Consider the following 11940-nt stretch of genomic DNA (forward strand, 5'->3'; position numbering starts at 1 on the left):
AGGACGTCACCGTCGGGTGCGGGGGTCGAAGGCGTCTCGTACCGCGTCACCGAGGAGGCTGAGCGACAGCACGAGCATCGTGATCGCAAGGACCGGAACCCACAGGTAGAGCGGGTCCTGCTTGTAGTAGTTCTGCGCGGCGGAGATGGTGACTCCCCACGACGGCGTCGGCTCGACGAGCCCGACCCCGAGAAAGGTCAATCCGGCCTCGACCACGATGTAGCTCGGTAGAGCCATGGAGACCGAGATGACGATGGGCGCCACCAGGTTGGGCAGCAGCTCCTTGAAAAGCACCTTGCGGGTGGGCACGCCGAGAACCTTGGCCGCCGCGACGAACTCGCGTTCGCGCAGGGACAGCACCTCACCGCGGATCAGTCGGGCCAGCGCGGCCCAGCCGAAGAAGGACAGCACGAGGATCAGGGAGTAGAAGCGGACCTGAGCGACCTCGTTGGGGTCCGCCCCGCCGTCGGCGTTGCCGACGAAGATCGCCAGCAGCACCGCCGGAACGGCGATCGCGAAGAGCAGGTAGGGCAGGCTCAGGACGAAGTCGATGATCCAGGAGAGGATCCGGTCGGTCCAGCCGCCGGCGAAGCCGGCCAGCAGGCCGATGACGACGCCGACGAAGGTGGTCAGGATCGTCACCGAGCCGGCCACCAGCAGCGAGGGCCGGGCGCCGTAGACGAACCGGGCGAACAGGTCCCGGCCGAGCTTCGGCTCGATGCCGAACCAGTGGTCGCCGGTGGCCGCGATGGTCGGCAGGCCGTACGGGTCGAGCAGGTCCTGGTGCAGGGTGGAGATGTCCTGGCCCTCGAGCTTGGCCAGCAGCGGCGCGAAGATCGCGATCAGGACGAAGAAGACGAAGACGCTCGCACAGGTGACCGCGACCCGATCCTTGCGGAGCCGGGCGAAGGCGATCGCCGTCGGGGATTTCCCCCGCGTCGACACCTTCTTCTGCGGCGTGGCCGGGGCCGGTCCCATGGCGTCCGTCGATGCGCCGGTCCTGCTCAGTCCCGCCTCCTCGATGAGCGGTTCCACGCGTTGTCACCTCCCATGGGCACGACACTCCCACGTGCTCTGGGGCGTGAGAGGCATTCGGATGCTGCGGTTGGGAAGGTAGCCCGTGATTCGGCCGTAGGAAATGAGTTGACGCATCGAATGAATAACGCATTGCCGTATGACCCAGATCACAATACTGTCCGTTCCCTTTCGCAGAGTGGGACTCCATTGTGCAAAACAGACGTATCGCGGCCGCGATTCGCCCCATACGCACCAGATCACACTACATACGGCAATCAGCCTTGCACGCAAAGTGATGGGCGTCCACCCGGATCGGTTGTTACGTCTTAGTTTCCGAACTGTGCTCACCGGGCTCCGGCGCTGCATCGACGGAGGTGAGGGCCCTGAGCGTGCGGCCGGAAGATTTCTCGTGTCCGTGGCGCCCGAAGGTGAGCCTTCCGGTCGGCAGCGGTTCCGGCGAGGTGTCTGCCCGTGTTTGAGTGTGCACCCATGGTTACTCGTCGATGTGGGCGCCATTCCTGGCGCCCTTTCCGATTGGTATCGACGCCGGTGGATGATCTTGTCGGGAATGGGGGCTTGCGACCGGCCACGATGTCGTTCCGCATTGACCGTTTGACATCCGTCGAAGCGACGCTCATGATCGAGAGAGCGCTCTCAGGGACGAGACGGGTATGCCTCGTCGTCACGGAGCGTGACGGTCAGGGCGCCCCCCATCTGTCCGCCCCCGACGCGACCCTGACCTGACGCCATCCCCAGCCCGGCAACACCCGGGCGGCGTCGAAGAGGGGGACGACCGTGGAGTGTTCATGCCTCTCAAGCGCAAACTGCTCGGACTCGCCGTGGCCGCGGTGGCGATCCCCGCCGCCGTCGCCGTCGTGCCCAACGCGTTCGCAGCCGGCCCCGACCTGCTGCCGCTGACCATCACCAACGATTCGGGCCGCGGTGAGCCGGTCCACCTCTATGTCCTGGGCGTCTCGGGCGGCCGGCTCGGGTATGTGACCGAGGCCGGGGCCTTCACCCCGTGGACCGGTGGCGCCAACCCGCCGGCGCCGGCGCCGGACGTCTCCATCGACGGGCCGGCACCGGGCGCCGCCAAGACCATCAGCGTCCCGAAGGGCCTCTCCGGCCGGATGTACATGTCGTTCGGCGACAAGCTTGACTTCCGGCTCACCCCGGACGGCCTGGTCCAGCCGGCGCCGTGGGCCGGTGGCGACGCGAACGCGAACTTCCTGTTCGACTGGAGCGAGTTCACCTACAACGACGCCGGGGTGTTCCTGAACAGCTCGCAGGTCGACATGTTCGCCGTGCCGCACTCGGTGAGCGTCACCGGCTCGGACGGGCGGACCCTGACCACCGGGCTGCTCGAGCCGGGCGGCCGGCAGGCGGTCATCGACGGCATGAAGGCCGACCCGGACTTCGCCAAGCTGGTGAAGACCCGGGACGACGGGACCGTGCTGCGCGTGCTCTCCCCGGGCAAGGGCGCGGAAGGCAGCGGCTTCCCGGCCGGCTACCTGGACGGCTACATCGACCGGGCCTGGGCCGCGTACGCGAACACCGACCTGACCGTCCGGCCGTTCCTGGACCAGCCGGACAAGGTGTTCCTCGGACGCACCTCGGGCGACGTGCTGAGCTTCCGGGACGCGAGCGGCGCTCAGGTGGCGACGTTCACCAAGCCCAGCACCGCCGACGTGTGGGGCTGCGACGGCAACCTCGGCGCGCCGAACGACCTGGTCGTCGGGCCGATCGCGCGGAGTCTCTGCGCCGCGTTGCAGCGCGGGACGCTGGGCACCCAGGCCGTCGAGCCGTCGACCGACCCGGCGACCTTCTACCGGAGCGAGCCGGTCAACCTCTACAACAAGCTGATCCACGAGCAGATGGTGGACGGCAAGGCGTACGCGTTCGCCTTCGACGACGTCGCCAACCAGGAGTCGCTGGTGCACAGCGGCGACCCGACGTCGATCGGGATCACGCTGACGGCGTTCTGAGCCTCTTGCGGGGGCGTTCCGGCGCCCCCGCGAGCCGCGGCTAGATCTGGGGGAGGAGGACGTCGACCACGTCCTTCTCCTTCGCCAGGTTCTCCTCGTCGCTGTCGCCACGGGAGTAGACGTCCACCTGCACCGTCCCATAGAGGACGTAGAGGTGGCCGGCCAGCGTGAACGCCTTCTCACCCAGCCCGTCCACCTCGTTCGCGCCGTCGATCCGCACGTCGTAGTCGGACCGCGTGGTGCGCGACAGGAAGACCGCGAGCTGCCCGCTGGGCTGTTGCCACTGGCAGAAGCGTGCGGCGTCGCCCGGCGCCGCCCCGTCCTCGTCCCTCTGGGAGATGTCCCGCCCGGTCAGCTTCGTGACCTGATCGTCGCTCAGCAGCGTGCACGGGTCGGGGATGTCGCCCGAGTCCTTCACCGAGCCGATTCCCGACTCCGAGGAAGGTGTGGGCGCGGGTGTTGCCTGCGCCCGTTCCAAGAGGGAGCAACCGGTGAGGGAGACGACGGTGACGACGGCGGCGATGGCTGAGAGAGGGCGCTTCATGCGGGTAAGACTGCAGGTCAGCGTGCTGCCGGGACAGAGCGCTGCCGGGTGATGACACGTTTACGGGAGATCTTCATCCGTCAGGACGACGGCGCCAGGTTCTCCAGGAGCTCCAGGGCCCGGTCGAGCCCCGCCGCCGGGTCGGCGTCCGGTCCGCCGATCAGGGGATCCCAGTTCAGGTCGTAGAAGAGCTCGGTGACACCGGCCTCCGCGTACAGCTCGGCGCCCGCCCTGATCTGCTCGACGCTGCCGGAGAGCGGCCGCGCGTCGTCGCGGTCACCGGCCAGCACCGCGCCGCGGACCACGATCCGCATGTCGTCGGGGTCCTTGCCGGACTCCTCGGCCGCCCGCCGCACGATCTGCGTCCCGCTCCGGATGTCGTCCAGGGTGGCGGCGCTGCGGCTGACCCAGCCGTCGGCGATCCGCCCGGCCCGGCGCAGCGCGCTCTCCGCCGTCCCGCCCAGGAGGATCGGCGGCCCGCCCGGCGCGACCGGTTTCGGCGCCATCCGGCTCGGCGGCACGGTGTAGAGATCGCCGTCGAAGGACGTGACCTCCTCGGTGAAGAGAGCACGCAGGACAGAAACATATTCTTCGGTACGCCGCCCGCGCGGCGCCGGATCCGACCCGGTGGCGGCGAACTCGACGGCCGACCAGCCGGTGCCCAGCGCCAGGTCGGCCCGCCCGGCGGAGAGGACGTCCAGGGTGCTCGCCTGCTTGGCCAGGTAGGCCGGTGACAGATACGGCAGGTTGATCACCGCGACGCCCAGCCGGATACGGGCCGTGAGTGCGGCCGCATAGCCCAGCGTCACCAGCGGGTCGAGGACGCTCCGATAGACCGGGTCGAGCTGGTCACCCTCGGCGACGAGCAGCCGCTGGAACGTCCACAGTCCGTGGTAGCCGAGCTCCTCGGCCCGCCGTGCGACCTGCCCCACGACGGCAGGTTCGGCCCACGCCCCGGACACCGGGCACCCGAAACTGATCAGCATGAGCCGATCGTAGGGCCTGTCTCGTGGGTCACCCACGAGACGGGACCTGAGGGTCAGCTGGTGAACGCGCGCCGCATGTTCGCGACGCCGCCGGCGAGCGTGGTGAGCAACCGGGCCTCGGCGGAGTTGGGGGGTGACGACGCGAGCAGCCGGTCCACCCGGGCGGCCAGCGCGCCCAGCGACGACCGGAAGCTGCTGCGGTCGGCCGGGCGGCGCAGCACCTGGTCGGCGTAGTGCCGCACGAACGCGTCGTAGTCGACCAGGCAGGCGCAGGCCGCGGCCATCCGGTCCGTGGTCGCCCGGCGCTCGGTCAGCCCGTGCAGCATGCGTTCCACCGCGCTGGACAGGTAGTCGCACTCCAGCCGCAGCTCCGGGTCGGCCGACGCGCGCAGGATCAGCGGGATCGCCTTGCGCAGGCAGCGGTCGGCCCGTCGCAGGTGAGCCGGCACGGTGCGCCGCGGATCGCGGCTCTCCGGCGACTCGGTGGTCAGCGTGGTGAAGTCGATCGGCCCGACCGCCTCCGGACCCTCCGCCAGGATGTCCGCCTCGCCGATCTCGGCCGCCCGGGCCAGCGACTTCTGCGCGGCCCGGTACAGCGCGGAGGCCTGCAGGAACGCCGACCGGGTGCCGCGCGGGTCGATCCGGTCGGCGGCCAGGCCGAAGCGCGCCGCGGCGAACGGCTTGTCCTCGGCGAGCGCGCGGTCGCCGGCCGCCAGCTCCTCGGCGGTCACCCACGCGATCGCGCGTTGCAGCACCGGCTCCTTCAGCGCGGTGCGGCCGTTGCCGGTGCAGCGATCCTGGGCGTACGCCCACCGCTCGGTCAGCGTGGCGTCCTCGATCTTGTCCAGCTGCCGCGCCCGCACGCACCGGTCGAGCAGCTGCGCCGCCTCCAGCCGCCAGCCCTTGCGCAACCGGCTCCGGGCGACCTCGACGGCGGTCTCCACGGGGGCGCGGCGCTGTTCCGGGATGCGACGGGTGGGCGATGCAATACGTGAGGGGTCCGTCAGCACGACGACGAACATAACACTGGAAGTCACCGTGAATATACTCATGGTGATCTTTATTGCTGTACGAACCGGGACAACCCGGCGGCTTACCGGCGGAGCGCGACGGACCGCCTGGCCGACGCGTCGAGGGCGAGCAGGTGCTGCGCGCGTACTCGGAGAAAAGCCGGCCGCGGACCGACCGGCCCGCGACCGGCATGGTCCTTCCCTGCTCCTTGCTGACCAGCCCTGCTACCTACTTGCTGACCAGCAGGCGGCCAACCTCGTCGGCCTTCTCGCCCAGCGCGGTCTTCAGCACGGCGGCCGTCTCCTCGGTGGAGCGGTCCGGCGCGGCCAGGGTCGACGCCACCACCGACGCGACGTCCTCGGTGTCCATGCTGGCCAGGACCTCCGCGGTGATCTGCGGGTTGGCGGCGACGAGCGCGGCCAGCATGTTCTTCATCTCGAAGAACAACGTGTCGTGCGTGGAGACGCCGGTGCGGCCGACCGTCTGCTGCCACGGCGCGACACGCAAGGCCCGGCGCTGCGGGTTGTCCTTGGCGTTCGGCGACAGGCGGCTGTTCCACCACGAGTCCATCCGCGCGTTGAAGTCGGTCTGGGTGATTCCGGCCATGGCGTCGTCCTCGGCTTCCAGTAGTCCCCAGCGGCGGGTGTCGCGCTCCTGGGCGGTCGTGTAGCGGGAGGAGAAGTGCGCGTGCTTGTCGTGCGGATTCGATCCGGTGTACGTGCGGGCCGTCCAGCCCCACGACCGGGACCAGATGCGCCGGTTGTAGATCACGTTCTGCAGGCGGTCGTCCGCGCCGGACCGGTGCCGGGTCACGATGACCTCGACGGCCTTCGCCATGGTCCAGCCCGCCTTGCGCAGGTCGGCGTCCACGTCGATGGCGTGCACCTCGTTGGTCGAGTCGGCGTCCTCGGACGGCGTGGCCCCGGTCTCGTCCGGGTTGTGGTCGCTCGAGCTCGAGGCGTGCGCCGAGTCGCCGATCGAACCGTCGCTGCTCCGGTCCCGGGAGGGCGCCAGCGTGTTGAACTCAGTGCGCAGGCTGACCAGGCACGGAACCAGGATCCAACTCGCCACTCGGCACCTCCTCCCAGGGATCGGGCACGGGCTCGCCGGAGTACTCCTCGGGCGCGCCGGGGTCGTGCGGCTCCGCGTACTGTTCGCCTCGCTGCTCCGGGACGCCCTGCTGCTCCGGGACGCCCCGCTGCTCCGGGACGTTGGCCGGCCGGCTCACGGACGGGTCGGTCACAACACTCTCTCCTTGGTCGGGGCGGGAATCAGATGATTCCCCGCTCGCGACGCGGGACAGTACCCAACCAGTGCGACACGGACGCCGGTTCACCCGCGAATCATCGTGATCTGCACAAAGGCGACGGTTACGCGCTGTCGCGGATCACCAGGGTGGGTTGGAATGTCACGGAGCGTGGAAGCCGGCCGGGTGCCGCGATCTGCGCCAGGAGCATCTCCGCCATCTCCGCGGCCATCTCCTCGACAGGCTGGCGGATGGTGGTGAGCAGGGGCCGGCACTCCAACGCCGCGCTGCTGTCGTCGAAGCCGATCACCGCGACGTCCTCCGGCACACGGTGACCGAGGTCCTGCACGGCGCGTAACGCACCCTCGGACATCAGGTCGCTGGCGACGAACAGGCCGTCCACGTCCGGGTGATCGGCGAGCAGCCGCCGCGCGCACTCCTCGCCGCCCGCCCGGGTGAAGTCGCCCTCGATCGAGGGGACGTGCCGGCCCTTGACCGCAGCCCGGAAACCCTCCAGCCGGTCCATCCCGGCCGGGATGTCGAGCGGGCCGGAGATCGTCGCGAGCCGGCGGCAACCGCGGGCGAGCAGGTGCTCGGCCGCGAGACGCGCGCCCAGGCGCTGGTCGACGTCGACGAAGCTGGCCGCGATCGGCTGCGCCGGCCGGGCCGACACCACCGCCGGGATGCCCAGGTCGTGCACCTGCCGGGGGAGCGGGTCCTGTTCGTGGCTGCTGATCAGCAGGACGCCGTCGACGTGGCCCTGGCGCAGGTAGCGGATCACGTGGTGATGGTCGCCGGAATCGGTCGGGATGATCACCAGGTGGATGTCGTACGGCCGCAGCGCGGTGGTCGCGCCGGCCGTGATGCGCCCGAAGTAGGGGTCGGTGAACACCCGGTTGAGGAAGGAGGTGTCGTTCGGGCGCTCCGGCTCGGAGATCACCAGGGCCACCGAGTTGGTGCGCCGGGTGACGAGCGTGCGGGCGGCCACGTTCGGCACGTACCCCGTATCGGCGATCGCGCGCTCCACCATCTCGCGGATCTTCGCGTCGACGCTCGGCGCGCCGTTGATCACCCGGGAGACCGTCGCGCGGGACACCCCGGCCGCCTCCGCGACCTGGTCCATGGTGGGATTCTGCCCACCGCGCGGGGGCCTGGAGCTCATGGCGTCTGTTATAGCACCGGAGGGCCGCAGGGCCGGGGAAGCGCTTCCCCGGCCCTGCGGCTTCAGGTCACGACGGACGACCATCCGCGCCGCACTTGATGATCGGCCGGATGCAGTCGTTGACCCGGCGGGCCATCTCCGCGACCGGCCACGCGTTGAAGAAATCGCCGTGCATCGTGTAGCCCGGCCCCGACGCCAGCCGGAAACCGGCCGGGTTGCCGCTCACCGGGTAACGCATCACCTGACGCAGCTTCGGCACCACCACCGGATGGCTCGCCGGGCAGGCGCCGCCGACCGGGTACGCCATGTGGCTCTTGTGGTCCGTCGAGTCCAGGTCGCGGCCGTTCCAGCACTGCGGGAAGTCCAGGTACGACTCCAGCATCGTCCCGGACGGGCAGGTGACGAAGTCGTGCGACGGTGGCACCTGGCCGGCGTGCAGGCACGACCACCGCGAGATGGTGTTGTCGTTCGGGCCGGCCGCCCTGGCGTTGCCCGCCACGATGCGCAGGCCCAGCGGCAGCGGCTGGGTGGTGGCGATCAGGTCGTCCCGTACGCCCTCACCGAGGTAGTAGAAGACGCCCGTGGTCGGCTCCACCGGCACGTTGTTGTTGTAGAAGGTCGGGATCCAGTACGACGACTTGTCGATCGACGGGTTGCAGTTGCTGTTCGCGTTGAGCAGGTCGTTGACGGTCGTGTACGCGTTGGTCACCCGGCTGCCGAAGAAACTGTGCATGTGCGAGGCGCCGGGCATGTTCGGGAAGACGATCGGGTCGTCCGGCAGCCGGTGGCTGTAGGGGCAGTCGGCCAGGAACTCGGCCACCCTGACGATGTCGGCGTCGGCGTTCTTCGGAATGCCGATGGTGAGTGCTATCAGCACGGCGGCGAGTGCGGCTTTTGCGAGGCGCATCTTTCCTCCTTGGGGAAACGCCGGGACGGGGATGGGGGCCCCGTCCCGGCGTGGTGCCGAGCCGGTCAGATCACTGGAGGACGCGGACGTAGTCGACCAGCATGCGAGACGGGAACGGCGTGGTGCCGTCGATCGGGCCGGGGAAATCGCCGCCGACAGCGAGGTTGAGGATCAGGTAGAACGGGTGGTCGAAGATCCACGGGCCGCGGGTGTTCTCCACGGTCTCCTTGCCGGCGGTGAAGACCAGCGTGTTGTCCAGGAAGAACCGGATGCCCTTGCTGTCCCACTCGGCGGCGTAGAGGTGGTAGTCCAGGGACAGATCCACCGGGGCGGTGGACTTCTGGCCGTACCCGCCGCCGCCGTTGTAGGCCGGGGCGTGCAGCGTCGTGTAGGTCTCGTTGGTGTTCCGGCCGAGGACCTCCATGATGTCGATCTCGCCGTTGTACGGCCACGGGCGGCCCTGCAGGAAGTCGGCGCCCATCATCCAGAACGCCGGCCACAGGCCGTTGCCCTTCGGCACCTTGATCCGGGCCTCGAACCGGCCGTACTGCGCGTGGAACTTGTTGCTGGTGTTCATCCGGCCCGAGGTGTACTGCCGGCCCTGGTAGTCCTGCCGGCGAGCCTCGATGACCAGGTGACCCTGGCCGTCCATCTGCGCGTTCTCACTGTTCGGCGTGTAGTACTGGACCTCGCCGTTCTGCGGGACACCCGGGTCGTACGTCCACTTCGCGGTGCTCGGCTTGGTGCCCGACGGGTCGTTGAACTGGTCCTCGAACACCACGCGGGTGGCCGGGAACGCCGGGTCGGCCGGCTGCGCGGGCGGGCTCTGCGGTGCGCCGCCGGTGCCGTAGACGCTGAACTCCCACAGCGAGTAGCCGTACGCGCTGCTCCGGGTCGTGCCGTACATCCGCACGTACCGGCCGGTGCCGGTCGCGTTGATGACGTCCTTCAACCCGTTGCCCGTGGTGGTCGAGAAGAAGCTCGTCCAGTTCGCGTTGTCGTTCGAGACCTGCAGCTGGTACGCCGTCGCGTAGGCCGGATCCCACTGCAGCACCACCTGGCTGATCTGCGCGGCGGCGCCCAGGTCGACCGAGATCCAGCCCGGGTCCACCCAGCCGTTCGTCGAGCTCGTCGCCCAGCGGCTGGCCGGGTCGTTGTCGAACGCCTTGTCCGGGGTGCACGGGTTGCAGTTCACGTCGTTCTGCGAGGTCGACGCCAGCGCCGGCTTGTTGTACGACAGCAGCCGGGTGCCGCCCGGCGGCGGGTCGTCCGGAGGTGTGGTGCCGCCGCCGGAGAAGACCTGGAACTCCCAGAACGAGTAGCCGTACTGCTCCAGCGCCCGCTGGGTGAGGTTGATGCGCACGTACCGGGCGGTGCCGGTGACCGGGATGCTCTGCTGGCCGCCCGGGCCGGTGGTGGTGGCGTACGCCTGCGTCCAGCTCGAGCCGTTCGCGGAGAACTGGATGGTGAAGGCCTTGGCGTACGCGCCCTCCCAGTTGATCGCGATCCGGCTGACCGCGGTGGACGCGCCCAGGTCCACCTGGAACCACTGGCTGGCGGTGAACGCGCTGGCCCACCGGGTGCCGCTGTTGCCGTCGACCGCCTCGCCGGGCAGGTAGGCGCCCGCGATCTCGGTGGACGACGCGGTGGCCGGCTTGCCCTGCGACACGATGGTCTCGGCCGCCTCGGCGCCGGTCGTCGCAACCAGGCTTCCCAGCAGGCCGACCAGGACGACGCCGAGACCGGCCAGTCCTTTCCGGCTTCGTCGGAAAACAGGGGATGTCATACGGGGATCTCCTTGCGGGGAATCAAGGGGACGGGTGGAAGAGGGGATGTGTCAGAGCTGTTACGGGGATGTAAGAAAGCGCTCTTTGAAAGGTCACTCTGAACCCCGGTTTCATGCATGTCAATGCCAGGTGACGGGCTCGGGAAGCGCTTTCTCGCGTTCCCCCTGGTGGCGGCCTGGTTCCGGAACCGGGCGGTGTGGTCCGGGCGCTGCCGGGGGCGCGGGTGGGGGCGCTGCGGTGGGCGCGGCCGGGGCGCTGCCGTGGGCGCGGGTGGTAGCCGGTGGCGTCGGTGGTAGGTGACGGCGGCTGTGGTTGCCGGTGGCGTCGGGGGTAGGTGGCGGCGGCGGTGGTAGCCGGTGGCGTCAGTGGTAGGTCGTGGCGGTGTTCGGGTGCGGATAGCGCGCCGGCCCACCACGGGTCGCGGAGGTGGTAGGTCGTGGCGGTGTCGACACGGCGGATGGCGCGCTGTCCTACCACGATTGGAGGGCCGTCGGCTCAGATGAGGGCGGCGGCGATGCGGCGGACCGTCTCGGCGGGGTGGTCGAGAAGATCAGGCGCGGTGAACCGGAGGACAGCCCAGCCTGCCTCGTGAAGGGCATTGAGCCGCGCGACGTCCCGGCGGAAGGTGGCCTGCTCCCGATGTTGATCACCGTCGTACTCGGCAGCCACGCGCCAGTGCGGCCACCCGAGATCCACCCGGCCGGCGAGCCGGTCGCGACGGTCCCACACCTCGTACTGCGGAACAGGGGCCGGCAGCCCCGTCATCGCGATGAGCACCCGGAGGCGGGACTCCATCGGTGACTCAGCCCTCGGATCCACCAGAGGGAGGCGCCTGAGCAGCAATCGGGCTCCCTGCAGATGCCGGCGGTCGCCTGCGTACCGGGCCACCTCGGCAACCGTCGCCAGGCGGCTGCGGCACAGCGCGTCGAGCGCGGCGACCGCCGCGGCCGGATCCGGTTGCCGGCCCAGGTCGAAGGCGGTACGCAGGCCAGTCGTGACCGGTATCCCGTCCAGAACGATCCGATCTCCGGGTTCGAGCATCGTCCGGAAGGTGCGCACGCGTGGATGGCGCCACGGATGGGCCGGCTTCGGCACGGTCACCGTGACCGGTGCGTCGGGCGGCAGAAGCTCCACGCCGTGCAGATGCGCCGCGCTGTATCGATCGATCGCGCTGTCACCGCGGAGGGTGAGGGCGACCGCGGCACACCACAGCCGATGGTCGAGCGTCGCGCCCGCATCGACGTACACATCGGGCAACAGCTGCCGCCAAGACGGTCCTCGCAGCATGTGACGGG

The 11940-nt window shown here is 69.7% G+C and carries 11 protein-coding genes; 1 reads left to right on the top strand and 10 read right to left on the bottom strand.

All coding sequences use genetic code 11. The features are described from left to right. Positions 1–6: 6 nt before the first annotated feature. Positions 7–1035, bottom strand: coding sequence for an ABC transporter permease (locus QSK31_RS07330; protein ID WP_285682178.1), 1029 nt, complete (start codon positions 1033–1035; stop codon positions 7–9). A 788-nt stretch (positions 1036–1823) separates the two neighbouring features. Between QSK31_RS07330 and QSK31_RS07335 the strand changes: the two genes are divergently transcribed. Continuing rightward, entirely contained in the window at positions 1824–3002 is a 1179-nt protein-coding gene (locus QSK31_RS07335; RefSeq protein ID WP_285682179.1) for a beta-1,3-glucanase family protein, read from the top strand. A 40-nt stretch (positions 3003–3042) separates the two neighbouring features. Here QSK31_RS07335 and QSK31_RS07340 read toward each other — a convergent pair whose 3' ends face one another. The 9 genes from QSK31_RS07340 to QSK31_RS07380 all read right to left on the bottom strand — a co-directional run bounded on the left by QSK31_RS07340 (position 3043) and on the right by QSK31_RS07380 (position 11932). After that, a complete protein-coding gene (locus QSK31_RS07340) occupies positions 3043–3546 on the bottom strand; it encodes a DUF3558 family protein (RefSeq protein WP_285682181.1) in 504 nt (167 codons plus the stop codon). A gap of 80 nt (positions 3547–3626) precedes the next feature. Then, positions 3627–4532 (bottom strand): TIGR03619 family F420-dependent LLM class oxidoreductase, encoded by a 906-nt coding sequence (locus QSK31_RS07345; protein ID WP_285682183.1) that lies wholly within the window; start codon positions 4530–4532, stop codon positions 3627–3629. 53 nt (positions 4533–4585) lie between these two features. Next, positions 4586–5569: a hypothetical protein gene (locus QSK31_RS07350; RefSeq protein ID WP_285682184.1), complete on the bottom strand. Its 984-nt coding sequence runs from the start codon at positions 5567–5569 to the stop codon at positions 4586–4588. 202 nt (positions 5570–5771) lie between these two features. Then, a complete protein-coding gene (locus QSK31_RS07355) occupies positions 5772–6614 on the bottom strand; it encodes a hypothetical protein (RefSeq protein ID WP_285682185.1) in 843 nt (280 codons plus the stop codon). Beyond that, entirely contained in the window at positions 6568–6786 is a 219-nt protein-coding gene (locus QSK31_RS07360; RefSeq protein ID WP_285682187.1) for a hypothetical protein, read from the bottom strand. The genes QSK31_RS07355 and QSK31_RS07360 overlap by 47 nt, the downstream gene beginning before the upstream one ends. Before the next feature lie 127 nt (positions 6787–6913). Then, complete coding sequence (locus QSK31_RS07365) at positions 6914–7912, bottom strand: LacI family DNA-binding transcriptional regulator (RefSeq protein ID WP_285682189.1); 999 nt, start codon at positions 7910–7912, stop codon at positions 6914–6916. A 106-nt stretch (positions 7913–8018) separates the two neighbouring features. Continuing rightward, positions 8019–8858, bottom strand: a complete 840-nt coding sequence (locus QSK31_RS07370; protein ID WP_285682191.1) for a DUF1996 domain-containing protein — start codon at positions 8856–8858, stop codon at positions 8019–8021. 70 nt (positions 8859–8928) lie between these two features. After that, the gene (locus QSK31_RS07375) at positions 8929–10644 is read right to left on the bottom strand and encodes a discoidin domain-containing protein (RefSeq protein ID WP_285682192.1); all 1716 of its coding nucleotides are present in this window, start codon (positions 10642–10644) and stop codon (positions 8929–8931) included. A 496-nt stretch (positions 10645–11140) separates the two neighbouring features. Continuing rightward, entirely contained in the window at positions 11141–11932 is a 792-nt protein-coding gene (locus QSK31_RS07380; protein ID WP_285682194.1) for a DUF559 domain-containing protein, read from the bottom strand. Between the last annotated feature and the right edge of the window lie 8 nt (positions 11933–11940).

Source organism: Actinoplanes sp. NBRC 103695 (genome assembly GCF_030269485.1).
Classification (GTDB): domain Bacteria; phylum Actinomycetota; class Actinomycetes; order Mycobacteriales; family Micromonosporaceae; genus Actinoplanes.

Excerpts from the sequence above, each read along its gene's own strand:
- QSK31_RS07335 (WP_285682179.1), top strand. The coding sequence starts at position 1,824 with ATGCCTCTCAAGCGCAAACTGCTCGGACTCGCCGTGGCCGCGGTGGCG.
- QSK31_RS07380 (WP_285682194.1), bottom strand. The coding sequence starts at position 11,932 with ATGCTGCGAGGACCGTCTTGGCGGCAGCTGTTGCCCGATGTGTACGTC.
- QSK31_RS07365 (WP_285682189.1), bottom strand. The coding sequence starts at position 7,912 with ATGGACCAGGTCGCGGAGGCGGCCGGGGTGTCCCGCGCGACGGTCTCC.
- QSK31_RS07345 (WP_285682183.1), bottom strand. The coding sequence starts at position 4,532 with ATGCTGATCAGTTTCGGGTGCCCGGTGTCCGGGGCGTGGGCCGAACCT.
- QSK31_RS07370 (WP_285682191.1), bottom strand. The coding sequence starts at position 8,858 with ATGCGCCTCGCAAAAGCCGCACTCGCCGCCGTGCTGATAGCACTCACC.
- QSK31_RS07340 (WP_285682181.1), bottom strand. The coding sequence starts at position 3,546 with ATGAAGCGCCCTCTCTCAGCCATCGCCGCCGTCGTCACCGTCGTCTCC.
- QSK31_RS07375 (WP_285682192.1), bottom strand. The coding sequence starts at position 10,644 with ATGACATCCCCTGTTTTCCGACGAAGCCGGAAAGGACTGGCCGGTCTC.